Here is a 22,538-nt window from a genome sequence, read left to right as displayed (position 1 = left end):
CCGGTCAGTCCTCAACCGGCGCGCCCTCGGCGTAGGCGGCGAAGGTGGCGGCGGTGATGATTTCGCTGACCGAGGCGCCCAGCGGGACAATCTGGACCGACTTCTCCAGGCCGACCAGCAGCGGGCCGATCACCGTGCCGCCGCCCAGCGACTGGATCAGCCGGGTCGAGATGGCGGCCGAATGGATCGCTGGCATGACCAGCACATTGGCGTCGCCGCTCAGGCGCATGAACGGATAGTTGCTGCGCGCTTCGGGGTTCAACGCCAGTTCGGGCGGCATTTCGCCCTCATATTCGAAGTCCAGGTCCATGGTGTCGAGGATGCGGATGGCCTCGCGCACCTTTTCGCCCCGGTCGCCCGGCGGATCGCCGAAGGTGGAATAGGACAGGAAGGCGACGCGCGGCTTGCGGCCCAGCTTCTTGACCGTGGTGGCGGCCTTGATGGCGATCTCGGCCAGTTCGGCAGCGTTGGGCAGTTCGTGGATCGAGGTATCAGCCACGAAGAGGGTGCGGCCCTTGGCCAGCACGATCGACAGGCCGATCATCCGGTCCTGCACGTCCAGGACGCGGCGGACCTCTTTCAGGGCCATGTTGAAGTTGCGAGTGACGCCGGTGACCATGCAGTCCGCCTCGCCGCGCGCGACCATGGCGGCGCCGAAATAGTTGCGATCCTGATTGATCATCCGCTGCACGTCACGGCGCAGATAGCCCCGGCGTTGCAGGCGCTGGTAAAGCCAGTCGGTGTATTCGGCGTTCCGCTCGGACACGCGGGCGTTCATCACCTCGATGCCCAACTCGTCGAAATTCAGGCCGGCCTCGGCGGCGTTCTGACGGATCAGGTCCTCGCGGCCGACCAGGATGGGAGTGCCCAGTTCGCCCTGTTTGAAGGCCCAGGCGGCGCGGATGACCGCAGTCTCCTCGCCCTCGGCGAAGACGACCCGCTGTTTCGGCCCCGATCGCACGGCCGAGGAGATCTTCTGCATCAGGGCGGCGGACGGATCGACGCGCGAGCGCAGGGCGGCGCGGTAAGCGTCCATGTCCGGGATCGGCTTGCGCGCCACGCCCGTGTCCATCGCCGCCTGGGCGACGAAGGGCGGGATGTACCAGATCAGGCGTGGGTCGAATGGCGTCGGAATGATGTAATCAGGGCCGAATTTCAGCTTGCGCCCGCGATAGGCGGCGGCGACCTCGTCCGGCACGTCCTCGCGCGCCAGGGCGGCCAGCGCATGGGCGCAGGCGACTTTCATCTCGTGGTTCACCTGCCGCGCGCGCACGTCCAGCGCGCCGCGGAAGATGTAGGGGAACCCTAGGACGTTGTTGACCTGATTCACATAGTCCGAGCGGCCCGTGGCGATGATGGCGTCGGAACGGACTGACTTGACGTCTTCCGGTGTGATTTCCGGATCCGGGTTGGCCATGGCGAAGATGATCGGATTGGGCGCCATGGAGGCGACCATTTCCTTGCTGATCGCGCCCTTGGCGGACAAACCCAGCACCACGTCGGCGCCGACCATGGCCTCGGCCAGGGTGCGCAGGGGGGTGTCGGTGGCGTGGGCCGCCTGCCACTGCGAGACGTTGTCCCGGCCCTTGTAGATGACGCCCTGGCGGTCGCAGATGACGGTGTTCTCAGGCCGCACGCCCGCCGCCTTCATCAGGGCGATGGACGACAGGCCCGCCGCGCCGGCGCCCGACAGCACGACCTTGACCTCGTCCAGCTTCTTGCCGGCGACGTAACAGGCGTTGATCAGGCCGGCGGTCGAGATGATGGCCGTGCCGTGCTGGTCGTCATGGAAGACGGGGATGTCCAGCAGGTCCTGAAGCTGGGCCTCGATCTCGAAACATTCGGGGGACTTGATGTCCTCCAGATTGATGCCGCCCCAGGTGTCGCCGATATTCTTGACCACGGTGACGAACTCGTCCGGGTCGGTGGTCTTCACCTCGACGTCGAAGCTGTCGACGTCGGCAAAGCGTTTGAACAGGACGGACTTGCCTTCCATCACCGGCTTGGACGCCATATGGCCCAGGTTGCCCAGGCCCAGGATGGCGGTGCCGTTCGAGATCACGGCGACCAGATTGCCCTTGGACGTATAGTCGTAGGCCTTGTCCGGATCCTCGGCGATGGCCAGCACGGGAATGGCCACGCCCGGCGAATAGGCCAGCGACAGGTCGCGCTGGGTGGCCATGGGCTTGGTCGGCGCCATGGAGATCTTGCCCGGCGTCGGCGTGCTGTGGAATTCCAGCGCGTCCTCGTCGGAGAAGGTCTGTTTGTCGGTCAGGTCGGGCATGGGTCTCTCAGGTATGGCGGCCAGATGTTCCTAGAACCCGCGCGCCGCCGTCACAACCGTTGAGACCCCATCAGGTCGCGATACGCGCGCTCATACGGCGGTCGTCGTGACCGGTCAGCGCCAGGTCAAGCGGCCAGACTCGCAGGGAGGGTTCCTGTGCGTTCCACCTCGACCGGGCCGGTCATGAAGACATGGCCCGACGCCTCATCCCAGTCGATGACCAGTTCGCCGCCGTCGACGATGACGGTCGCCTTGCGGTCCGTCAGGCCGCGTCGCGCCGTGGCGACCAGAGCGGCGCAGGCGCCGGTGCCGCAGGCCCGTGTCAGGCCCGCCCCGCGTTCCCACACCCGCAGGCGGATGTGGTCGCGAGCCAGCACCTTGGCGAAACCGACGTTGACCCCCTCGGGAAACAGCGGGTGATGTTCAACCAGCGAGCCGGAGCCACGCACGAAGGCGTCGTCCTGGCGGTCGGTGAAGAAGACGACGTGCGGATTGCCCATGGAGACCGCGCCCGGCGTATGCAGCAGCGGGGCGTCGATGGGGCCGACCTGCAGCTCGATTCCGCGCGTGTCCATCTCTTCGGCCAGCGGCACCTGGGTCCAGTCCAGACGCGGCGCGCCCATATCGACAGTTACGCGGTGGTCTCCGGCGCGTCGCGCGACCGTAGAGCCGCCCAGGGTGTCGATCAGCACCTCGTCCTTGCCGGTCGCCTGCATCAGCAGCCAACCGACGCAGCGCAGGGCGTTGCCGCAGGTTTCCACCATCGATCCGTCGGTGTTCCACACCCGCATGAAGGCGTCGGCGCTCTCCGACGGCTCCATGGCGATCAGCTGGTCGCAACCGCCAGTGGTCGCGCCCCGGTCGCAGATCGCGCGCACCTGTGCTTCTTCAGGCCGGAACGGCTGCTCGAACGCCTGGACGACGACGAAGTCGTTGCCGGCGCCATTCATGCGGACATAGGGGCGGGTCGAAAGGCTCATGGCCGCTTCATATAGGATTTTTTCGCGGTTCATGTATCGCTGGCGGTGATGGCCACCACTCCGACCGAAACACCCGCGCATGAGGGGCTGAGGCTCCGGGCCCGGCTGCGTTATCTGTATCACGGGGGCCAGCCGGCGGCGGTGAAATTCCGGCTGGCGGTGATCGTCATCGACCTGGCCATCATCGGCTTCTTCCTGGCCGCGCCGATCCTGAAGGAAGCGGGCTGGGCCTTCTATGTGCTGGATTATGTGATCGCGGCGGTGCTGGCGCTGGATCTGGCCGCGCGGGCCTATGCCTATTCGGACATCAGGGACTGGCTGAAGCGGCCGATCGTGTGGATCGACCTGTTCGTGCTGGCGACCCTGCTGTTCCCGGCCTGGCTGGCGAACCTGGGCTTCCTGCGGCTGTTGCGCTTCTGGAGCCTGCTGAACAGCGACCTGTTCTGGCGCACCATCGGTAGGCGGTTCGATGACACGCGGGTGGAAGAGATCACCCGTGCGCTGGCCGCCCTGATCACCTTCGTCTTCGTGACCACCGGCTTCGTCTACGCCTACTTCCGGGGCAAGGCGGATCACATCCACGGCTATCTGGACGCGCTGTATTTCACCGTGGCGACCCTGACGACGACAGGATTCGGAGACATCACCCTGCCGGGCAACTGGGGGCGGGTGATCTCCATCGTCGTCATGCTGGTGGGCATCACCCTGTTCATCCGTCTGGCCCAGACCCTGATCCGGCCGCACAAGGTGCGTTTCCCCTGTCCGACCTGCGGCCTGCAGAAGCATGATCCCGACGCCGTCCACTGCAAGGCCTGCGGCCAGGTGCTGTGCATTCCCGACGAGGGGCATTGAGCCCGCCCTGCGACCAAACATGACAGGCTTGTAAGGTCATCGCGCCTTGCCGGGCGCCCGGCCGTCGCTAAGGTGCCCTCCAAATCTCGGGGAGCTTTCCATGATCCGCCCGCCGGCGTCCCTCGCCGCCCTTCTTCTCGCCGCCGGAGCCGTTCCCGCCGCCATGGCCCAGACATCCGCCCCCGCCACTTCCGCCGCACCGACCGCTGACGCCGCCGATCCCTATCTGTGGCTGGAAGAGGTCGAGGGCGAGCGCGCCATGGACTGGGTCAAGGCCCACAACCAGACCTCGCTGGGCACGCTGCAAGGCGACCCGCGCTATGAGACCCTGCACCAGCAGGCGCTGGAGATCGTCCAGTCGCGCGACCGCATCCCCTCGCCCGGTTTCAACCACGACGGCTCGATCGGCAACTTCTGGCAGGACGCCCAGCATGTGCGCGGCGTCTGGCGGCGGACGACGCTGGACAGCTATCGCACCGCTGAACCGACCTGGGAGACGGTGCTGGACTTCGACGCCCTGGCCGCGGCCGAGAACGCCAATTGGGTCTACAAGGGCGTGTCCTGCCTGCCGCCGGAAGAGCGTTACTGCCTGATCTCCCTGTCGGACGGAGGCAAGGACGCCGTGACGGTGCGCGAGTTCGACGCGGTCGAGAAGCGCTTCGTCGAGGGCGGCTTCGCCCTGCCGGAATCCAAGGGTTCGGCGGCCTGGATCGATCGCGACACCCTGCTGATCGCCCGCGATTTCGGCGAGGGCACGCTGACCAGCTCGGGCTATCCGATGGTGGTCAAGCGGCTGACGCGCGGCCAGAGCCTGGATCAGGCGCAGGAGCTGTATCGCGGCCAGCCGACCGACGTCTCGGTCCAGCCGCTGGTTCTGCGCGACGCCGACGGCGTGGTGAAGGCGACGCTGATCTATCGCGGCGTCAGCTTCTACGAGAACGAAATCTATCTGGTCGAGGCGAACGGCGTGCGCCGCCTGGCCCTGCCGGCCAAGAGCGATATCAACGCCCTGGTGAAGGGGCAGCTGGTCGTCACTGTCAATCAGGACTGGACCGCGCCGTCGGGCCAGGACTTCCAGACCGGGGACGTCATTTCGTGGGACCTGGCCGCCTGGCTGGCGGACGAAAAGACCATGGCGCGGCGCGTCATCCAGCCCGGCGCGCGCGAGGCCATCGAAGGCATCACCGCCACGCGCAATTCGCTGGTCGTGGCCATGACCGAGAACGTGCGCGGCTCGGTCTATGTCTATGAGCCCGGCGACTGGTCGCGCCGGCGGCTGGACCTGCCGCAGAACATCACGGTCGGCCTCGGCTCGGCGTCGGAGCGGGACGACAAGGTGTTCGTCACTGTCGCCGGCTATCTGAACCCGTCCAGCCTGTGGCTGGCCGACGCGGGCACGGGCGCGGTCGAGCAGGTGAAGGCCCTGCCCGCCAAATTCGACGCGACCGGCATGACGGTTGATCAGTTCGAGGCCCGCAGCGCCGACGGGACGATGATCCCCTATTTCGTGGTCCACAAGGACGGCTGGGCGACCGACGGCTCGAACCCGACGCTGCTGTACGGCTATGGCGGATTCCAGAATTCGCTGCTGCCCGGCTATTCGGCGACGGTCGGCAAGCTGTGGCTGGAGCGGGGCGGCGTCTATGTGATCGCCAATACGCGCGGCGGCGGCGAGTTCGGGCCGAAATGGCACCAGGCGGCGCTGCAGCAGAACCGCCAGCGCGCGCACGAGGACTTCCAGGCCGTGGCCCAGGACCTGACCACGCGCGGGATCACCAGCCAGCCGCATTTGGGGATCATGGGCGGCTCGCAAGGCGGGCTGTTCATGGGCGCGATGCTGACCCAGCGGCCTGACCTGATCAACGCGGCGGTCATCCAGGTGCCGCTGTTCGACATGCTGCGCTTCCACAAGCTGCTGGCCGGGGCCAGCTGGATCGGCGAATACGGCGATCCGGACATCCCCGAACAGCGCGCCTGGATCGAGCAGTATTCCCCCTATCAGCTGCTGAGGGCCGACCAACCTTACCCTGAGGTCTTTATCCACACCTCGACCAAGGACGACCGCGTCCACCCCGGCCACGCCCGCAAGGCTGCGGCGCGGCTGGAGGAGCTGGGCTATCCGGTGCTGTTCTATGAAAACACCGACGGCGGCCACGCGGCGGGCGCCAACCTGCGCGAGACCGCCCGGCGGCTGGCGCTGGAGTATACCTATCTGACCCGCCGGCTGATGGATCAGCCGGCGGCGGAATAGGCCCTCTCAATCCCTGCAGAGTAAAACGAATGAAGCGCCTGTTTCTCACCGTCGCCGTTCCAGCCTTGCTGCTGGGCGCCTGCGCCTCGACGGGGGCCCCGATGGAGGTTCCCGCCCTGAACGTCGCTGACGTGCCCCGCCCGTTGCCGTCGTCGCCCCCGCCGCACCTGCCGACCGACCTGTCGCCGGCGGGCGTGGCGGCCGCCGACGATCATCTGGCGCTGGAACAGGTGGACGGCGCCGAGGCCATGGCCTTCGTCACCGAATCGAACCGTAAGGCGCTTTCAGCCCTGACCGGGGACCGGCGCTATGAGCCGTTCCGGGCGCAGGCCGAGGCGATCCTGACGGCGACCGATCGCATCCCCAGCCCGTCCTTCCTGGGCGAGGGCGTCGGCAATTTCTGGCAGGACGCGGCCAATCCCAAGGGCGTCTGGCGGCGCACGACGCTGGACGGCTTCCGCGCGACGAGCCCGCAATGGGAGACGCTGATCGACGTCGACGCCCTGTCGAAGGCCGAGGGCAAGGACTGGGTCTGGAAGGGCGCGGACTGTCTGGCGCCGGACGAGACCCGCTGTCTGATCTCGCTGTCGGACGGCGGCAAGGACGCGGTGGTGGTGCGAGAGTTCGACACCGTGGCGAAGCGGTTCGTCGAGAACGGTTTCGTCCTGCCGGAAGGCAAGCACCGGATCGAATGGCTGGACCGCGACACCCTGCTGGTCGCCACCGATTTCGGCCCGAACACCCTGACCGAGAGCGGCTATCCCTTCATCGTCAAGACGCTGAAGCGCGGCCGGACCCTGGCCCAGGCGACCGAGGTCTATCGAGGAGAACAGGGCGACGGCGGCTATGGCGTCTCGCCGATGGTGTTCCGCGACAAGGCCGGCGCGATCGAGGCGGTTCTGTTCAGCCGTCCACTGGACACCTTCCGCTCCGAGACCTGGCTGCTGGGCGCCGACGGCAAGCCGCAAAAGCTGAACCTGCCCGAGCGCGTCACTCTGCACGGCGCGACCGGCGGGCGGCTGGTGTTCAGCCTGGACGAGGCCTGGAGCTTCGACGGCGAAACCTATGCAGGCGGCGCGCTGATGGCCGTGCCGCTGGGCGTACTGGGGCCGGTGCGGCTGGACATCCTGTATAGCCGCGCGGCGCTGGAGGTCTTCGCCCCCACCGCCCGCCAATCGGTGCAGGAGGTGGCGGTGCTGGATGACAGCCTGGTCGCCGTGATCGCCGACAATGTGGTCGGAAAGCTGGCCCGCTTCGCCCGCGCCGACGGCGGCTGGACCGCCGCGCCGGTGGCCGTGCCGGACAACAGCGCGGTGCTGCTGGGCGACTCTTCCAAGTCGCGGGGCGAGGTCTTCGTCTCGACCCAGGGGTTCCTGACCCCGCCGACCCTCAACTTGGCCTCGACGACCTCGGCCGCGCTGACGCCGCTCAAGGCCGCGCCGGCCAAGTTCGACGCCTCGACCCATGTGGTAGAACAGTATGAGGCGACGTCGTCCGACGGAACGAAGATCCCCTATTTCGTGACCCGCCCGAAGGACCTGACGATGGACGGATCGGCGCCGACCATCCTGTTCGGTTACGGCGGCTTCCAGGTCAGCTTCCCGCCTGCCTATAAGCCCGAGATGGGCAAGCTGTGGCTGGAGAACGGCGGCGTCTTCGTTCAGGCGAACATCCGCGGCGGCGGCGAGTTCGGCCCGGCGTGGCACCAGGCCGTGCTGAAAGAGAACCGCCAGCTGGCCTTTGACGATTTCGCGGCGGTGGCGCGCAACCTGCAGACGCGCGGCATCACCAGCCCGCGCCGTCTGGGCATCTATGGCCGGTCGAACGGCGGGGTGCTGACCTCGGTGTCGATCACCCAGCATCCGGAACTGTTCAACGCGGCGGTGATCGAAAGCCCGCTGATCGACATGCTGCGCTATCAGGACCTGCCCGCCGGCGCCTCGTGGATCGGCGAGTACGGCGACCCGCGCATCCCGCAAGAGGCGGCCTTCATCGCCCGCTATTCGGCCTATCAGCAGCTTCGTCCGGATGCGGACTATCCGCGCGCCTACATCACCACCAACACCCGCGACGACCGCGTTCACCCCGGCCACGCCCGCAAATTCGCAGCGCGCCTGGCCGATCAGGGCCACGATCACCTGTATTACGAGGAAACGGCGGGCGGCCATTCCAACGACGCCGATCCGGTGGCCAACGCGCGGCGCTGGGCGCGGCACTATGTTTATCTGGCCCAGCAGTTGATGGATTGAGAGGGTGTGCGCGGGCCTGCCGCAGCTTGTGCTGCCTGAGCCTCCGCTATCCGTGTTCGGCTTCACGTAATTATGAGCGGCGCGGGCGGACGCGGACGTTAGGATGGAGGCCATGAGCACAAGGGGCTGGATCCTGTCCGCGTCGGCTTTCATCGGCCTGCTGGCGCTGGGTGCATCGGCGGGCGCCGAGACGTCGGCCGCGCGCCATGTGCGGCGCGCTCCGCCGCCGGCCGAGCCGGTGGTGGTTGAGCTGTTCACCGCCCAGGGCTGTTCCGGTTGCCCCGAAGCCAACGCCATGGTCGAGACGGTGGCGGCCGAGACGGGCGTAATCGCCCTGACCTATCCGGTCGACTATTGGGATTATCTGGGCTGGCAGGACACCTTCGCCCGGCCCGAGTTCACGGCGCGCCAGCGGGCCTATCGTCAGGCGCTGAAGCTGCGCGCTGTCTCGACCCCGCAGGTGATCGTGGATGGCCATCGCCAGCTGACCGGCGCCCGCGCGCCCGAGCTGGAGGTCGTCATCGCCGAGGAAACCTCACGCCGGGGCTGGCCGCCCGAGATCGAGTTCCGCGAGAGCGGCGACCGCGTTGGAATCGGCTCGGGCCGCCCGCCGCGCGGCGGCGCGGAGGTGGTGATGGTGACCTATCAGCGGGGCCCACAGACGGTGACAGTCGGCAGTGGCGACAATCGCGGTCAGGCGGTGCGTCACGTCAACGTCGTGCGCGACATCAAGACGCTGGGCGACTGGACCGGACGCCCGCTGTTGCTGGCCCTGCCACAGGCGCGCGAGCCGGCCGACGGGATCGTGGTCATGATCCAGTCGAAGCTCGACCGCCGGATCCTGAACGCGGCGACGCTGGCCCAGCCCGAAGACCAGACTCCCTAGGCGCCCGCCTTCCTCGCAAAGCTCCACGCCGCGTCCGACAGGGGCGCGACCTGCGCCGCCATGGAGCGGGCGTGGGCGCTGGCGGCGGTGCCGTCGCGGACCCGCCCGGCGATGCCCTGACAGATGGCGGCCAGCCGGAACAGGTTATAGGCGAACAGCCAGTCGAGGTCGGCGGGGCGCAGGCCGGTGCGGGCGGCGTAACGCTCGACCGTCTCCTCGATTGAGGGAATGCCCAGAGCCGCGATATCCGCGCCGCCCAGACCGTTGCGCAGGGTCGCCGGAATGACCCAACCGATCAGCAGATAGGAGAAGTCGGCCATGGGATCGCCCAGGGTCGACAGCTCCCAGTCCAGCACGGCGCGGACTTTCGCCTGGGTCGGGTCCAGGATCAGATTGTCCAGCCGGAAGTCGCCGTGGACCACGCGGGCCGGCCCCTCGGGCGGCAGGCTGTCGGGCAGGAAGGCGATCAGCCGGTCCATCGCCGGGATCGGGTCGATCTCCGACGCGCGATACTGTTTGGTCCACCGCCCGACCTGACGGGCGAAATAGGCGCCCGGCTTGCCATAGTCGGACAGGCCGATGGCGGCGGGGTCAAAGGCGTGCAGGTCCGCCAGCGTATCGACCTGGGCGTCATAGATGGCGCGCCGCTCGGCCGGCTGCAGCCCCGGCAGTTTCAGATCCCAGAAGACCCGACCCTCGACCTTGTCCATGACATAGAACATGGAGCCGATGACGGCGTCGTCCGTGCACAGGACATAGGGGCGGGCGACCGGGAACCCCTGAGCATGCAGGGCCGAGATGACGGTGAACTCGCGATCCACGGCGTGGGCGCTGGCCAGCAGGGTCCCGGGCGGCTTGCGCCGCAGGACATAGGTCCGGCCCGGCGTAGTCAGCTCATAGGTCGGGTTCGACTGGCCGCCCTTGAACTGGCGAATGGTCAGGGGACCGGCGTAGCCGTCGATGTGGTCGGCCAGCCAGCGATCCAGCGCGGCCTCGTCCAGCTGGTGACGCGGATCGACCTCGCGCGTGCCCGAAAAGGCCTGCTGGGCGTCTTCGATAGGGTCGGTCATGCGTCCTCATCCGGCGAGGCGGCGATGATGGCGGCCTTCACCGCGCCGCGCCAGCCCCGCAGCAGCCGGGCGCGTTCGTCGGCGCCCATGCGCGGGCGCCAGACGGCTGGCTCCTCGGCCGGGGCGGTCCACAGGGCGTCGGTCAGGCCACAGCCGAAGGCGGCCAGGCGCGCGGCGCCCAGGGCGGTCATCTCCTGGAAGGCGGGACGTTCGACCTCGACCTCGCAGATGTCGGCGACGAACTGCATGGCGAAGGCGTTGGCGGTGACCCCGCCGTCGACCTTGAGGCGTTTCAAGGGCGGCGCGCCGTCCTTGCTCAGCGCGTCCAGCAGGTCGCGGGTCTGGTAGGCCAGACTTTCCAGCGCGGCGCGCACCATGTGGGCGGGGCCGCTGTCGCGCGTCAGGCCGATGACCGTGCCGCGCGCGTCCGGTTCCCACCACGGCGCGCCCAGACCGGTGAAGCCGGGAACCAGATAGACGCCGCCGTTGTCGCTGAGGGTCTGGGCCATGGCCTCGGACTGACGGGAATCGGAGATCACCTTCAGCCCGTCGCGCAGCCACTGGATCGCCGAGCCGGCCGAGAAGATGGAGCCTTCCAGCGCATAGGCGACCTGACCGTCGGCAGCATAGCCCAGCGTGCCCAGCAGGCGACTGGTCGAGGCGACGGGGCGGCCGCCGACGTTGGCGACCAGAAAGGCGCCGGTGCCGTAGGTGATCTTGGCGTCGCCGGCCGACAGGGCGCCGTGGCCGACCAGGGCCGCCTGCTGATCGCCCGCCGCGCCGTGGATGGCCAGGGCGCGGCCGAACAGGGCGGGATCGCAGTCGCCCAGATGATCGGCGCAGTCGCGAATGTCGGGCAGGGCCTGGATCGGCACATGGAACAGGTCGCACAGGTCCGGCCGCCACGCCCGTGTCGACAGGTCCATCAGGCTGGTTCGGCTGGCGTTGGTGGCGTCGGTGACATGGTTCCGGCCGCCCGTCAGCTTCCAGATCAGCCAGGATTCGATGGTGCCCAGCAGCACCTCGCGCCGGGCGGCCCGGTACCGCGCGCCGGGCACGACGTCCAGCAGCCAGGCGTACTTGGAGGCCGAGAAATAGGGATCGAGGATCAGGCCGGTCGCCGTCTGAACCATCGGCTCATGCCCCTGGCTCGCCAAACGGGCGGTGACGTCGGCGGTGCGGCGGTCCTGCCAGACGATGGCGCGGTGCAGCGGCTCGCCGGTGGCGGCGTCCCAGATCACCGACGTCTCGCGCTGGTTGGTGATGCCGATGGCGGCGAAGCGCTCGACGCCGCCGGCCTTACGGATCACCTCGCGACAGGTCTGGAGCGTGGCGCGCCATATCTCGACGGCGTCATGCTCGACCCAGCCGGAGCGGGGGAAGTGCTGCGCCAGCTCGATCTGGCTGACGGCGACGGCGGAGAAGGCGCCCTGGGGAGTCACCTCGAAGGCGATGGCCCGGGTCGAGGTCGTGCCCTGGTCGATGGCGAGGATGAGACGAGTCACGAGGCGCGCGCCTTCCATTTCTCGATCTCGGATACGGCCAGGGTCAAGAGGTCGTCGAGATCGACGATCTGTCCACGCCAGGTTTGCTCAAACTCAGCATCGTCATTCGTGTCTACCGAGCGGGCGGTGATCGCGACGGTTCCGGCTTCCGGGACATCGATCGAAACCTGGAAGCACTCCCAGGGCGGTCGCCCCCCGATGTAGAAGAACCTGGCCGGCGCGTCGGCCCACTCCTTCGTCACCGTCCAGCCGCTCAGGGCGGCTCGATGGTCCAGCGGCGCGTCTATGATCGAGTAGGGGTCCATACCTTCGATCCTGCGTGGGCCGCGCCGTCTCGACAAGCGGGCTGATGGGGGTATTTGCATCGCATGCACACCCCGTCCTTCGCAGGCGTCGTCGACGCCGCCCGCCAGATCGCTCCCGCCGCCGTCCGCACGCCGCTGATCGAGCATCCGGCGCTGGACGAGGCCGTGGGCGGGCGGGTGTTGCTGAAGGTCGAGACGGTTCAGGTGGCGGGGGCGTTCAAGTTCCGCGGGGCCTATAACCGCATCAGCCGGTTGGGCGAGGACGAGAAGGCGCGCGGGGTCGTGGCCTATTCGTCGGGCAATCACGCCCAGGGCGTGGCGGCGGCGGCCAAGGCGGTGGGCGCCCGGGCGCTGATCGTCATGCCCAGCGACAGCCCGGCGGTGAAGGTGGCGGGGGTCCGCGCGTTCGGCGGCGAGGTGCGGCTGTACGACCGCTGGACCGAGAGCCGCGAGGCCATCGGCGCCGCCATCGCGGCCGAGCGGGGATCGGTGCTGGTCCCGCCGTTCGACGACCCCTTCATCATCGAGGGCCAGGGCACGGTCGGGCTGGAGATTCTGGAGCAGGCCGGGATCGAGATCGACCAGCTGCTGTGCGGCGCCTCGGGCGGGGGGCTGATCGCCGGGATCAATCTGGTGATGGCCGAGCAGAGCCCCGACACGCGGGTGATCGTGGTCGAGCCCGAGGCGTTCGACGACACCCGCCGCTCGCTGGAGGCGGGTGAGCGGGTCGGCCATCCGCAGGGGACGCCGTCGATCTGCGACGCGCTGATGGCGCCGATGCCGGGGGTGCTGACCTGGCCGATCAACCGGCGGCTGGCGGGGGCGGTGACGGTCAGCGACGCCGAGGTGGCCGAGGCGATGCGCTTCGCCTTCGCCCAGCTGAAACTGGTGGTCGAGCCGGGCGGGGCGGTGTCGCTGGCGGCCCTGCTGACCGGCAAGATCGCGGCCAGGGATCAGACCACGGCGCTGGTGCTGTCGGGCGGCAATGTCGACCCGGGCCAGTTCGCCCGGATCATCGAGGGCCGGTTCCCGGGCTGAAGAAAAAACACAGTGCACATAGTGGACATAGTGCACATTTGGGCCGGATCGCCAGGCAAGCCCGTGACCGCGCCGATCATAGCGCGGTCGCCGACGCGGCGGTCAGAACGGCCGAATCGCCCCGCAAACGCCCGCCGCCGCACGAAACCGCATGAGAGGTCGATGATCGCTGCCCGGCGCCGACGCTTGCGCGCGCGGTCGGTTACGGCAAGGTTGGTCGCCGGAACCAGAGGGGAAGACCATGACCAGGACCAGCGATCTGCAATCCCTGATCGGGCAGGAAGTCGGCGTCAGCCGCTGGATCACGATCGACCAGGCCCGCATCGACGCCTTCGCCCGGATCACAGAGGACGAGCAGTTCATCCACGTCGATCCCGAACGAGCCAGGGCCACGCCGTTCGGCGGGACCATTGTGCACGGCTTCCTGACGCTGAGCCTGGCCTCCGCCATGAGCTATGACGCGGTCGCCCCGCTGGAGGGGGTGGTGATGGGCGTCAACTACGGCTTCGACAAGCTGCGGTTCCTGGCGCCGGTCCCGGCGGGATCGCGGGTGCGCGGGCGGTTCAAACTACTGTCGGCCGAGGACAAGGGTGGCGGCCGCTGGCTGCTGAAACACGAACTGACCGTCGAGATCGACGGCGCCGAAAAGCCCGCCCTGATCGCCGAATGGCTGGGGATGCAGATGGTGGGCTGCTAGGCGCGAAGCGTCCGTCGCACCAGCCAGGCGCAGAAAACGGCCGCTGCGGCTCCTACCAGCCCCAGAATGCTCGCCGAGACGAGCACCGGGTTGAGGAGATAGGCTGCGCCACCGGTGACGATGAACCCGACCAAGCCGGCCGCGAGCAACCAAGCGGTAAAGCTGCTGATATGATTGGCCGCCCAAGCGCAGATTGCACCCGTCAGGACTGCCGGGACGAGGCCATACACATAGCCAACCCCAAGCGACAGGACGATAAAAAGCGGCAGGACGCCTAGCCCCCCGAGGAGATCGGACGACGCGCTCGGCTCGATGCTTTCGATGATCGCAAACGCAACGGCCAGAATCAGCCAGACGACCACGACACCCGCCAGCGGTCCAAGCGCCGCGAATATACCGATGGTCCGTATTAAGCGCGTCCTGACTGAAGGAGCCGACATGACGGGCGCCTACCAGGTGGTTGGCGCGGCGGCTTCGGGGTGACGCGCCAGGGCGGCGGGCCAGGCAGCGCCGTCGCCTTTCAGCCGGCTGTCCAGGAAGGCGGCGATCAGGTCGGTGGTCAGGGCGTGAGCCTTTTGCCCGCCCAGAGGGCCGAAGCGGGCCTGACGCATCGGCTCGGGCACGCCTTCTTGCAGCAGGGCGGCGTCTGCATAGTCGAAATGGCGGAAATCGGTGATCTGAAGGACCACGGCGTCAGCGACGCCGGCGGACAGGTCGCGCCAGGTTCCGGCGCGGCGCGCGCGCGAACGGTCGTTCTCGGGCGGGGTCTGGCCGATCAGATACAGGATCGAGGCCGCCGGCGGCACGGCGGGCGCGGCCATCACGTCGCCGTCGAGGTTGATCGCGACCGCGCCCGGCGCGCGGGGCAGGGCGATGAAGGCCGCCGCGCCGCCCAGCGAATGGCCGATGAGAGCGACGTGTCCGGTGTCCATGATCGCCGCGACCGGAGCCGGCGCATCGGTCTTGATGCGGGTCAGGGCGGCGATCAGTTCGTCGGCGGCCGCGCCATAACGCGCCTCTGACGCCGGGGGCGCGCCGTTCGGGTCCAGCGCCAGGACGACATAGCCCCGGCTGGCCAGATCCTCCATCAGCAGGCGGTAGTCGCCGGCGGCCATGTTGGAGCCGGGGGCGAAGATCACCAACGGGAAGCGGCCCCGGGCGGGAGCGGCGTTCACGCGGGCGACGGTGACGGCGCGGCCGAGCGCCTCCGCGACGCCGGGCCCGAAACGCTGGGTCAGCTTCTCGCGGCGCGCCTCGGTCAGGGTGATGGCGCGGGCCTCGCCCCCGTCCAGAGCGGGGTAGTAGAGGCGGCCGCCCGCCGTCTGCGGCCCTTCCATTACGCCGACAGTATGGGGGCCGGCCGGGCGAACGGCCTCGACCGGCGCCGGGTCAACCGGTGCGACAGGGGTATCTGGCGCGGGCGCGCAACCGAGACAGAGGATGGCGGCGAGGATCGAGAGCGGACGGGTCATGCCGACAGGACGCCGTTCGGCGAGGCTGTCGTCAAGAGCGCGGCGACCGGTCGATCAGTTTGCGGTCAACGGCGACCGGCCTTGTATCTTCCCAAACCCGCCCACCCGGCGTCCGACGGGGGCGAGCGGAGAGGGCGGGGCCACCCGTCCGAGGGGCGACTATTCCCCCAGACACCTCAGCGCGACTTCCAGATTGCGCAGGCCGTCCTCGCCGGTGACGGCGGGGGTTTCGCCGGTGCGGATGGCGTGGGCGAAGGCCTCCAGCTCCTTCTTCAGCGGCTCGTTGGGCCAGCTCATCACGCCGCGCGTGGAGTAGGAGCCGTCCGGCTGCTGACCGAAATATTCGGTGACCTGACGGGTCATCAGGTCGGCGACCACGAATTTGCCCTTGGTCGCGACCTGCAGGGTGCGGGTCTTGTAGGGGGTGACCCAGTTGGTGGTGATGTGGGCGATGACGCCGCTTTCCAGCCGGAACTGGAGCAGGGCCGTATCCTCGCGCTGGCCGTGGGTAGCGGCCAGCTGGGGCTGGATCTCGACGATTTCGCTGTCGGTCAGGTGACGGATGATGTCGATGTCATGCACGGCCAGATCGATGACAACCCCCACGTCGCCCATGCGCGGCGGGAAAGGACCGACGCGGGTGATCTGGATGGAGATGACGTGCTCGCCCTGGATGGCGCGCTTGACCGCCTCGACCGCGGGATTGAAGCGCTCGACCTGACCGACCATCAGGGTGCGATCGTTGGCGCGAGCCGCGTCGATCATGCGCCGGGCGTCGGCGACGGTGGCGGCGATGGGCTTTTCCACCAGAACGTGGACGCCCTTTTCCAGCAGGGCGACCGACAGATCGGCGTGGAAACGGTTCGGCGTGGCCACCACGGCGGCGTCCAGCCCGGCGTCGACGAAGGCGTCGGCCGTGACGAAGGGGGCGGCGTCATAGAGGGCGGCGACGCCCTCGGCGGTCGCGTGGTCCGGGTCGAACACGGCGGCCAGGTCGAAGTCGCGGATGTCAGACAGGACTCGGGCGTGGTTGCGGCCCATGACGCCGACGCCGGCGACGCCGATCTTGAGGGGAGCGGTGGTCATGCGGATCAGCCCTTGAACGATGCGACGGCGGCGATGATGCGGTCCTGCGTCGCCTCGTCCAGATCGGCATGCATCGGCAGGCTGATGACGCGGTTCATCAGCCGCTCGGTCACCGGCAGGCCGCCGGCCCCGCGCGGAAACATCTCATACGCAGGCTGCAGGTGCAGCGGGATCGGATAGTAGACGGCGGTCGGCACGCCCTGATCTTTCAGGTGCGCGGCCAGGGCGTCGCGGTCGTCATGCTCGATCGTGTACTGGGCCCAGTTGGAGACGTTTCCGGCCGGGACCTGCGGCACGGCGGCGACGTGCGGCGCCAGCAGGTCGTTGTAGCGGGCGGCGATGCGGTTGCGCCATTCGATCTCCTCGCCGAACACCTTCAGCTTCTCGATCAGGACGGCGGCCTGGATGGTGTCCAGGCGGCTGTTCAGGCCGATGCGCATGTTCAGATATTTGGGGTCGTGATCGAAGGTGCGGTCCTTCAGATCGATGGCCACCGCCTTGCCGTGGACGCGGACGGAATCGATCAGCTGGGCCAGGTCGTCATCATTGGTCAGCACCGCGCCGCCATCGCCGTAACAGCCCAGCGGCTTGGCCGGGAAGAAGCTGGTGGTGGTGATGTCGGCCCATTTCAGCGGTTGCTCGCCACCCACGGTGCAGCCGAATCCCTGGGCCGAGTCGGCGATCAGCTTCAGATCGTGCTTGTCGCAGATCGCCTTGATCGCCGGATAGTCGGCGGGCTGGCCGAACAGGTCGACGGCGATGACCACGCGCGGCGTCAGCCGGCCCTCGGCCTTGATCCCCTCGATGGCGCGTTCCAGTGCGGCGGGGTCCATGTTGTAGGTGCGTTCTTCGACGTCGACGAAGACCGGCTCGGCGTCGAACCAGGGCACGATCTCGGCGGTGGCGGCGAAGGTGAAGCTGGGGACGAAGACCGCGTCGCCGCGTCCGATCCCCCAGGCCATCAGCGGCAGGGCCAGGGCGTCGGTGCCGTTGGCGCAGCCCAGGGCGTATTTCGCCGCGCCAAAGGCGGCCAGGTCGGATTCGAACTGTCGGACCTGCGGGCCCATGACCCAGGCGCCGCCGACCACGGCCTCCTGAACGGCGGCCTCGATCCTGCCGTCGAGGCGAAGGCGCTGGGCCTGAAGGTCGATGAAGGGGATGGTCATGAGGAAGGCTCTCTGAAACGAGGCGCGCGAAAGGGGCGCGGCGCGGGTCTGCCGGTCATCTGTGTCGGGCGCGTCCTAGCAAGGGCGGGGCCTGCCTCCAAACGACCGGGCGTCACTTCGCGTTGCGCTTTGCTACGACACTGCGACGAAGGGGTGTTGAAATGAGGGGCGGTGGCGGCCTATCCCTTCCGGCTCGCAAGGATGAGGAGCGGAAGGGCGTGAACGCAGCGTCGAACGGCGTGCCGGCGGTGTTTCTGGATCGGGACGGTGTCCTGATCGAGGACAGCGGCTATCCCCATCTGGACGAGCATCTGGTGCTGATTCCCGGTGCGGCCGAGGCCGTGCGACGGCTGAATCAGGCCGGCTATCTGGCGGTGATCGTCACCAATCAGTCGGGCGTGGCGCGCGGCCTGTTCACCGAAGAGCGGATGCATGTCTTCAACCGGATGCTGGTGCGCAAGCTGGCGGCGGGCGGGGGACGGATCGGCGCGGTCTATGCCTGTCCCTTCCATGCCGAGGCCCAGGTCGAGCAGTATCGCCACCCCGATCATCCGGACCGCAAGCCCAACCCCGGCATGCTGCTGAAGGCGATCGCCGAACACGGGATCGACCCGGCCAAATCCTTCATCATCGGCGACAAGCCGTCGGACCTGGAGGCCGGACGCCGGGCGGGCGTGACGGGATTCATGTTCGAGGGCGGCGACCTGGACGATTTCGTCAGAGAACTTCTGGGCGGCTGACCCATTGTGCTGCGGCGGGTCGTCCCTCCCCCGGACGCCGTCGGAATTCTGGAGTGTTTCCCATGGCTGATCTTACCGCCGGTTTCGCCGAGCGCCGCTGGACCACGGCCGACGGCCTGAGCCTGTTCGCGCGCGACTATGCGCCGGGAGACGGGACGGCGCGGCTGCCGGTGATCGCGATCCACGGCCTGACTCGCAACAGCGCCGATTTCGACGCCATCGCCCGCCTGATCGCCCAGAGCGGGCGCCGCGTGCTGGCCATCGATGTGCGCGGGCGGGGCCGGTCGGATCGGGCGCCCGATCCGATGACCTATACGCCTGATGTCTATGCCCGCGACGTGGTCGCCCTGCTGGAACAGGCGGGGATCGAGAAGGCGGTGTTCATGGGCACCTCCATGGGCGGGTTGATCACCATGGCGCTGACCGCGATCAAGCCGAAGGTCATCGCCGCCGCCATCCTGAACGACGTCGGGCCCGAGGTGGCGAAGGAAGGACTGGCGCGGATCGCCGCCTATACCGGCCAGCCGGTCGAGATCGCGACCTGGGCCGACGCCGTCGCCTATGCGAAGCGGATCAACGCCGTCGCCTTCCCCCACTATGGCGAGGCCGACTGGGAGGCGTTCGCCCGCCGTATCTTCCGCGAGGGGACCGAGGGGGCGCCGGTGCTGGACTATGACCCCGACATCGCCGTGCCGATCCGGGCGGCGGGGGCCAAGGCGCTGGTTCCCAACCTGTGGCCTTATTTCCGGCGGCTGGCGAAGAAGAAGCCGAGCCTGCTGGTGCGGGGCGGGACCTCGGACCTGCTGAGCCCCGCGATCGCCGAGAAGATGCGGCGTGCGGCGCCCGACATGGCCTTTGTCGAGGTCCCGGCCATCGGCCACGCGCCCATGCTGGACGAGGCTGAGGCCAAGGCCGCGATCTTCGAATTCCTGGCGGGGGTGCCCTAGGCCGCGTCGGGTCGAGAAGGCGGAGCCTTCTGACCGGGGCCCAAGCCTCAAGCCTTCTTGACGAACTCCGTCCGTAACACGAGGCCTTTGACCTCTTTCGTGTTGCAGTCGATTTCGGCGGGGTCGTCGGTCAGGCGGATGTTCTTGACCAGGGTGCCGCGCTTGATCGTCACGCCGCCCGAGCCCTTGACCTTCAGGTCCTTGATCAGGGTGACGCTGTCGCCGTCGCTGAGCAGGGCGCCGTTGGAGTCGCGGGTGGGGGTGTCGGTCATGTGGCGCGCTCTAGGCCATGGAAGGCGCCGCGTCCAGATGACGGCGTTTGCGGATGACGCGGGGGTTCGCGCCCGCTAAACGGGTCCGCATGAACGATACGCCGAAAAAGGGCTGGTTCCAGCGCCTCAGCGATGGCCTGTCCCGGTCGTCGAAGCAGATGACCGATCAGGTCGTCGGGACCTTTGTGAAAGAGCCTCTCAGCGAAGAGGCGCTGGAGCAACTGGAAGAACATCTGATCGAGAGCGATCTGGGGCCTGCGGCCGCCGGTCGCATCGTCGAACGGTTCCGGGAGCTGCGCTTCGGCAAGACCTCGGATGAGCGCGAGGTCAAGGAGGCGCTGGCCGAGGCGGTCGCGGCCGAGCTGATCAACCATCAGGCGCGCTATGAGCCGCTGAACGGGCCGCGCCCGTTCGTGACCCTGTTCGTGGGGGTCAACGGCTCGGGCAAGACGACGACCCTGGGCAAGATCGCCGCCGATCTGACGGGGCAGGGCGCCAAGGTGATGATCGTCGCCTGCGACACCTTCCGCGCCGCCGCGCGTGAGCAGCTGAAGGTCTGGGCCGACCGCGCGGGCGCGACGTTCGAAAGTCGCCGCGACGGGGCCGATCCGGCCGGTCTGGCGTTCGACGCCTACACCCGGGCGCGGGCCGAGGGGTACGATGTCGTGCTGATCGATACGGCGGGGCGGTTGCAGAACAAGTCGGCCCTGATGGACGAACTGCTGAAGATCGTCCGGGTGCTGAAAAAGATCGACGCGGACGCGCCGCATGAAACCCTGCTGGTGCTGGACGCCACGGTGGGGCGCAACGCCCTGGCCCAGGAACAGATTTTCGGCCGGACGGCTTATGTCTCGGGCGTGGTGATGACCAAGCTGGACGGCACCGCGCGCGGCGGGGTGCTGGTGCCGGTCGCCCAGGCGTCGGACGCACCGATCAAGCTGATCGGCGTCGGCGAGGGGATCGAGGACCTGCAGCCGTTCGACGCGCGCGCATTCTCCCGGCTGCTGGTCGGGCTTGAGGACTGAAGACATGACGGACGCCCCCGCGCCCAAATCCGGCCAGTGGATCAGACAGGCCGTCGACTTCGGCGCCCTGGCCGCCTTCATGGCCGCCTATTTCATCACCCGCGACATGATCAAGGCGACCTGGGTGCTGGTCATCGCCTCGGCCATCGCCCTTGGGGTCGGCTATATCGTCGAGCGCCGGTTCGCGCCGCTGCCGCTGATCACCGGGGTGTTCGCCCTGATCTTCGGCGTGCTGACCATCGTGCTGGGCGATGACCTGTTCATCAAGCTGAAGCTGACGATCCAGAACGGCCTGCTGGGGGTCATCCTGCTGGGCTCGCTGCCGCTGAACAAATCGCCGTTCAAATATCTGCTGGGCGACGCGATCAAGGTGACGGACGCGGCGTGGCGCACCCTGACGCTGCGCTATGGCCTGTATTTCCTGGTGGTGGCGGGCGCGAACGAGGTGTTCCGCAGCCCCGAGGCGGTGACGACGCTCTGGGGCTGGTTCGGCTGGGCCGCGCCCGACCCCAACGCCGTCTGGACCAGCTTCCGGGGCGTGCTGTGGATCGCCGCCTGCGTCTTCGGCATTTCGCAGGTGCCGCTGATCCTGAAGAACCGTCTGCCGGAAGCGGGGGCGGACGAACCCGGCCCCGTTTCACCCGATCCGGGCCTGTAGAGCGTCGCACGAATGCGGAGGAAATGTCGTGAAAGCGCAGGCAAATCCTTCGTCAAACCGTAAAGCGCTGCTGGTAGCCCTGTCGTTGCGGCCGACGCCATGGCCGCGCGTCGGGGGTCGGCCATGGTGAAGTCCGGAAAACAGGCGCGTCGCGCCGGGCCGCTGATGCAGTCGCCCAGCCATCTGATGCACCGGGGCCTGCAATTGGCGCTGGACATCTATGCCGAGGAACTGGGCACGGATGGCGTGACCCAGCGCCAGTATGCGGTGCTGGAGGCGACCTCCATCGGGGCGGGCCTGACCCAGACCGATCTGGTTCGCGCCACCGGCATTGATCGTTCGACACTGGCGGATCTGGTGGCGCGGATGACGAGCAAGGGCCTGCTGGAGCGTGAACGCTCGGCGCTGGACGCCCGGGCCAAGGTGGTGCGGCTGTCGCCCGCCGGCCTGACGGCGCTGGAGGCCGCACGACCCCGGGTCGAAGCGGCGGACAAGCGGATCATGGCCCTGTTACCGAAAGCCAAGCGCGAGGGGTTCATCGCGTTGCTGGGCGAACTGGGCGCCGCCGCGGACGCCGCGCCGGATCAGGCCAAGGCCGAGGCGCGCGCCGCCAGGAAGGCCGCCAAGGAGGTCCGCAAGGCGGAAAAGGCGGCGCTGAAGGCGACGAAGAAGGCCGGCAAGGCCAAGAAGGACACGCCGCCGCCGATCGATTCGGCGGCTTGAGGTCGGTCTAGACCCGAATATCCAGAAGCGAGCCCGGACGTTGCATCCGCAGGTCGGCCAGCGATGCGTCGATCGCGCGGACGGGCGTGGGCTCAGGCGGCGCGGCCGGCTTTTCCGCGGCGGGTGCAGCCTCGCCCATGGCGGCGCGGAAGAAGGCCGAGGTGCGCGACCCGAGCGCCGACGGCCCCGGTGACGCAGCAGCGCCAGCGAAGGGACGGATCGGCAGGTCGGGACGAATCGCGCTCATGCCGACAGGGTTAATCAAAACCGTCGAAAGAAGGTTAACGCGACTTCGGCCTTATTGACCCCGGCGGGATACGGCCGTCGGCAGG

The 22,538-nt window shown here is 68.3% G+C and carries 22 protein-coding genes; 11 read left to right on the top strand and 11 right to left on the bottom strand.

Annotated elements, in window-relative coordinates; all coding sequences use genetic code 11:
- Positions 1-4: 4 nt before the first annotated feature.
- Positions 5-2,284 carry an NADP-dependent malic enzyme gene (locus tag EON91_RS09380; protein WP_292093868.1) on the bottom strand — a complete coding sequence of 760 codons (2,280 nt, stop codon included), beginning with the start codon at positions 2,282-2,284 and terminating at the stop codon, positions 5-7.
- 125 nt (positions 2,285-2,409) lie between these two features.
- Positions 2,410-3,264 carry a diaminopimelate epimerase gene (gene dapF / locus EON91_RS09375; RefSeq protein WP_292093851.1) on the bottom strand — a complete coding sequence of 285 codons (855 nt, stop codon included), beginning with the start codon at positions 3,262-3,264 and terminating at the stop codon, positions 2,410-2,412.
- A gap of 48 nt (positions 3,265-3,312) precedes the next feature.
- Here dapF and EON91_RS09370 point away from each other — a divergent pair, with 48 nt between their 5' ends.
- The 4 genes from EON91_RS09370 (at position 3,313) to EON91_RS09355 (ending at position 9,502) form a co-directional block, all read left to right on the top strand.
- A complete protein-coding gene (locus EON91_RS09370; RefSeq protein ID WP_292093830.1) occupies positions 3,313-4,116 on the top strand; it encodes a potassium channel family protein in 804 nt (267 codons plus the stop codon).
- A gap of 100 nt (positions 4,117-4,216) precedes the next feature.
- Positions 4,217-6,367: a prolyl oligopeptidase family serine peptidase gene (locus EON91_RS09365; RefSeq protein ID WP_292093822.1), complete on the top strand. Its 2,151-nt coding sequence runs from the start codon at positions 4,217-4,219 to the stop codon at positions 6,365-6,367.
- 29 nt (positions 6,368-6,396) lie between these two features.
- The gene (locus EON91_RS09360; protein ID WP_292093817.1) at positions 6,397-8,616 is read left to right on the top strand and encodes a prolyl oligopeptidase family serine peptidase; all 2,220 of its coding nucleotides are present in this window, start codon (positions 6,397-6,399) and stop codon (positions 8,614-8,616) included.
- A gap of 112 nt (positions 8,617-8,728) precedes the next feature.
- The gene (locus EON91_RS09355) at positions 8,729-9,502 is read left to right on the top strand and encodes a thioredoxin family protein (RefSeq protein ID WP_292093808.1); all 774 of its coding nucleotides are present in this window, start codon (positions 8,729-8,731) and stop codon (positions 9,500-9,502) included.
- On the opposite strand, the gene EON91_RS09350 is transcribed toward EON91_RS09355, so the two are convergent.
- The 3 genes from EON91_RS09350 to EON91_RS09340 are packed head-to-tail and all read right to left on the bottom strand — an operon-like array spanning position 9,499 to position 12,382.
- Positions 9,499-10,572, bottom strand: coding sequence for a phosphotransferase family protein (locus tag EON91_RS09350; RefSeq protein WP_292093805.1), 1,074 nt, complete (start codon positions 10,570-10,572; stop codon positions 9,499-9,501). The genes EON91_RS09355 and EON91_RS09350 overlap by 4 nt on opposite strands.
- Entirely contained in the window at positions 10,569-12,077 is a 1,509-nt protein-coding gene (gene glpK, locus EON91_RS09345) for a glycerol kinase GlpK (RefSeq protein WP_366250249.1), read from the bottom strand. The genes EON91_RS09350 and glpK overlap by 4 nt, the downstream gene beginning before the upstream one ends.
- Positions 12,074-12,382 (bottom strand): hypothetical protein, encoded by a 309-nt coding sequence (locus EON91_RS09340; protein ID WP_292093796.1) that lies wholly within the window; start codon positions 12,380-12,382, stop codon positions 12,074-12,076. Before EON91_RS09340 ends, glpK begins: the two co-directional genes overlap by 4 nt.
- 63 nt (positions 12,383-12,445) lie before the next feature.
- On the opposite strand from EON91_RS09340, the gene EON91_RS09335 reads away from it, so the two are divergent.
- Together EON91_RS09335 and EON91_RS09330 are read left to right on the top strand one after the other, a co-directional pair.
- Positions 12,446-13,420, top strand: coding sequence for a threonine/serine dehydratase (locus tag EON91_RS09335; protein WP_292093794.1), 975 nt, complete (start codon positions 12,446-12,448; stop codon positions 13,418-13,420).
- Between the two features lie 241 nt (positions 13,421-13,661).
- Positions 13,662-14,117, top strand: coding sequence for a MaoC family dehydratase (locus EON91_RS09330; protein WP_292093793.1), 456 nt, complete (start codon positions 13,662-13,664; stop codon positions 14,115-14,117).
- On the opposite strand, the gene EON91_RS09325 is transcribed toward EON91_RS09330, so the two are convergent.
- The 4 genes from EON91_RS09325 to EON91_RS09310 form a co-directional block, all read right to left on the bottom strand.
- The gene (locus EON91_RS09325) at positions 14,114-14,479 is read right to left on the bottom strand and encodes a hypothetical protein (protein WP_292093790.1); all 366 of its coding nucleotides are present in this window, start codon (positions 14,477-14,479) and stop codon (positions 14,114-14,116) included. The genes EON91_RS09330 and EON91_RS09325 overlap by 4 nt on opposite strands.
- An 87-nt stretch (positions 14,480-14,566) precedes the next feature.
- On the bottom strand, positions 14,567-15,589 hold the full coding sequence (locus tag EON91_RS09320; RefSeq protein ID WP_292093788.1) for an alpha/beta hydrolase: 1,023 nt from the start codon (positions 15,587-15,589) through the stop codon (positions 14,567-14,569).
- 159 nt (positions 15,590-15,748) lie between these two features.
- A complete protein-coding gene (locus tag EON91_RS09315) occupies positions 15,749-16,675 on the bottom strand; it encodes a Gfo/Idh/MocA family oxidoreductase (RefSeq protein WP_292093785.1) in 927 nt (308 codons plus the stop codon).
- A gap of 5 nt (positions 16,676-16,680) precedes the next feature.
- Positions 16,681-17,841 (bottom strand): DegT/DnrJ/EryC1/StrS aminotransferase family protein, encoded by a 1,161-nt coding sequence (locus EON91_RS09310; RefSeq protein WP_292093782.1) that lies wholly within the window; start codon positions 17,839-17,841, stop codon positions 16,681-16,683.
- A gap of 218 nt (positions 17,842-18,059) precedes the next feature.
- Between EON91_RS09310 and EON91_RS09305 the strand changes: the two genes are divergently transcribed.
- Positions 18,060-18,581: an HAD family hydrolase gene (locus EON91_RS09305; protein ID WP_292093780.1), complete on the top strand. Its 522-nt coding sequence runs from the start codon at positions 18,060-18,062 to the stop codon at positions 18,579-18,581.
- Positions 18,582-18,643: 62 nt separating this feature from the next.
- Positions 18,644-19,528 (top strand): alpha/beta hydrolase, encoded by an 885-nt coding sequence (locus EON91_RS09300; protein ID WP_292093778.1) that lies wholly within the window; start codon positions 18,644-18,646, stop codon positions 19,526-19,528.
- A gap of 47 nt (positions 19,529-19,575) precedes the next feature.
- On the opposite strand, the gene EON91_RS09295 is transcribed toward EON91_RS09300, so the two are convergent.
- On the bottom strand, positions 19,576-19,800 hold the full coding sequence (locus EON91_RS09295) for an alkylphosphonate utilization protein (RefSeq protein ID WP_292093776.1): 225 nt from the start codon (positions 19,798-19,800) through the stop codon (positions 19,576-19,578).
- Positions 19,801-19,889: 89 nt separating this feature from the next.
- On the opposite strand from EON91_RS09295, the gene ftsY reads away from it, so the two are divergent.
- The 3 genes from ftsY (at position 19,890) to EON91_RS09280 (ending at position 22,206) form a co-directional block, all read left to right on the top strand.
- Complete coding sequence (gene ftsY / locus EON91_RS09290; protein ID WP_292093774.1) at positions 19,890-20,825, top strand: signal recognition particle-docking protein FtsY; 936 nt, start codon at positions 19,890-19,892, stop codon at positions 20,823-20,825.
- 4 nt (positions 20,826-20,829) lie between these two features.
- Positions 20,830-21,483, top strand: a complete 654-nt coding sequence (locus EON91_RS09285) for a septation protein IspZ (RefSeq protein WP_292093771.1) — start codon at positions 20,830-20,832, stop codon at positions 21,481-21,483.
- A gap of 123 nt (positions 21,484-21,606) precedes the next feature.
- A complete protein-coding gene (locus tag EON91_RS09280) occupies positions 21,607-22,206 on the top strand; it encodes a MarR family winged helix-turn-helix transcriptional regulator (RefSeq protein ID WP_292093881.1) in 600 nt (199 codons plus the stop codon).
- A 7-nt stretch (positions 22,207-22,213) separates the two neighbouring features.
- Here the strand turns inward: EON91_RS09280 and EON91_RS09275 are convergent, their stop codons facing one another.
- Entirely contained in the window at positions 22,214-22,453 is a 240-nt protein-coding gene (locus EON91_RS09275) for a hypothetical protein (protein WP_292093768.1), read from the bottom strand.
- Positions 22,454-22,538: the final 85 nt, after the last annotated feature.

It is taken from the genome of Brevundimonas sp., from assembly GCF_004210735.1.
Taxonomy (GTDB): domain Bacteria; phylum Pseudomonadota; class Alphaproteobacteria; order Caulobacterales; family Caulobacteraceae; genus Brevundimonas.
This window is presented reverse-complemented; position numbering and strand designations above follow the sequence as displayed.

What these genes read in the sequence shown, in the direction of transcription:
- EON91_RS09300 (WP_292093778.1), top strand. Translation starts at nt 18,644, where the DNA reads ATGGCTGATCTTACCGCCGGTTTCGCCGAGCGCCGCTGGACCACGGCC.
- EON91_RS09310 (WP_292093782.1), bottom strand. Translation starts at nt 17,841, where the DNA reads ATGACCATCCCCTTCATCGACCTTCAGGCCCAGCGCCTTCGCCTCGAC.
- EON91_RS09365 (WP_292093822.1), top strand. Translation starts at nt 4,217, where the DNA reads ATGATCCGCCCGCCGGCGTCCCTCGCCGCCCTTCTTCTCGCCGCCGGA.
- EON91_RS09280 (WP_292093881.1), top strand. Translation starts at nt 21,607, where the DNA reads ATGGTGAAGTCCGGAAAACAGGCGCGTCGCGCCGGGCCGCTGATGCAG.
- ftsY (WP_292093774.1), top strand. Translation starts at nt 19,890, where the DNA reads ATGAACGATACGCCGAAAAAGGGCTGGTTCCAGCGCCTCAGCGATGGC.
- EON91_RS09295 (WP_292093776.1), bottom strand. Translation starts at nt 19,800, where the DNA reads ATGACCGACACCCCCACCCGCGACTCCAACGGCGCCCTGCTCAGCGAC.
- EON91_RS09285 (WP_292093771.1), top strand. Translation starts at nt 20,830, where the DNA reads ATGACGGACGCCCCCGCGCCCAAATCCGGCCAGTGGATCAGACAGGCC.
- EON91_RS09320 (WP_292093788.1), bottom strand. Translation starts at nt 15,589, where the DNA reads ATGACCCGTCCGCTCTCGATCCTCGCCGCCATCCTCTGTCTCGGTTGC.
- EON91_RS09340 (WP_292093796.1), bottom strand. Translation starts at nt 12,382, where the DNA reads ATGGACCCCTACTCGATCATAGACGCGCCGCTGGACCATCGAGCCGCC.
- EON91_RS09360 (WP_292093817.1), top strand. Translation starts at nt 6,397, where the DNA reads ATGAAGCGCCTGTTTCTCACCGTCGCCGTTCCAGCCTTGCTGCTGGGC.
- EON91_RS09355 (WP_292093808.1), top strand. Translation starts at nt 8,729, where the DNA reads ATGAGCACAAGGGGCTGGATCCTGTCCGCGTCGGCTTTCATCGGCCTG.
- EON91_RS09315 (WP_292093785.1), bottom strand. Translation starts at nt 16,675, where the DNA reads ATGACCACCGCTCCCCTCAAGATCGGCGTCGCCGGCGTCGGCGTCATG.
- EON91_RS09330 (WP_292093793.1), top strand. Translation starts at nt 13,662, where the DNA reads ATGACCAGGACCAGCGATCTGCAATCCCTGATCGGGCAGGAAGTCGGC.
- EON91_RS09370 (WP_292093830.1), top strand. Translation starts at nt 3,313, where the DNA reads ATGGCCACCACTCCGACCGAAACACCCGCGCATGAGGGGCTGAGGCTC.
- EON91_RS09335 (WP_292093794.1), top strand. Translation starts at nt 12,446, where the DNA reads ATGCACACCCCGTCCTTCGCAGGCGTCGTCGACGCCGCCCGCCAGATC.
- EON91_RS09380 (WP_292093868.1), bottom strand. Translation starts at nt 2,284, where the DNA reads ATGCCCGACCTGACCGACAAACAGACCTTCTCCGACGAGGACGCGCTG.
- EON91_RS09350 (WP_292093805.1), bottom strand. Translation starts at nt 10,572, where the DNA reads ATGACCGACCCTATCGAAGACGCCCAGCAGGCCTTTTCGGGCACGCGC.
- dapF (WP_292093851.1), bottom strand. Translation starts at nt 3,264, where the DNA reads ATGAGCCTTTCGACCCGCCCCTATGTCCGCATGAATGGCGCCGGCAAC.
- EON91_RS09275 (WP_292093768.1), bottom strand. Translation starts at nt 22,453, where the DNA reads ATGAGCGCGATTCGTCCCGACCTGCCGATCCGTCCCTTCGCTGGCGCT.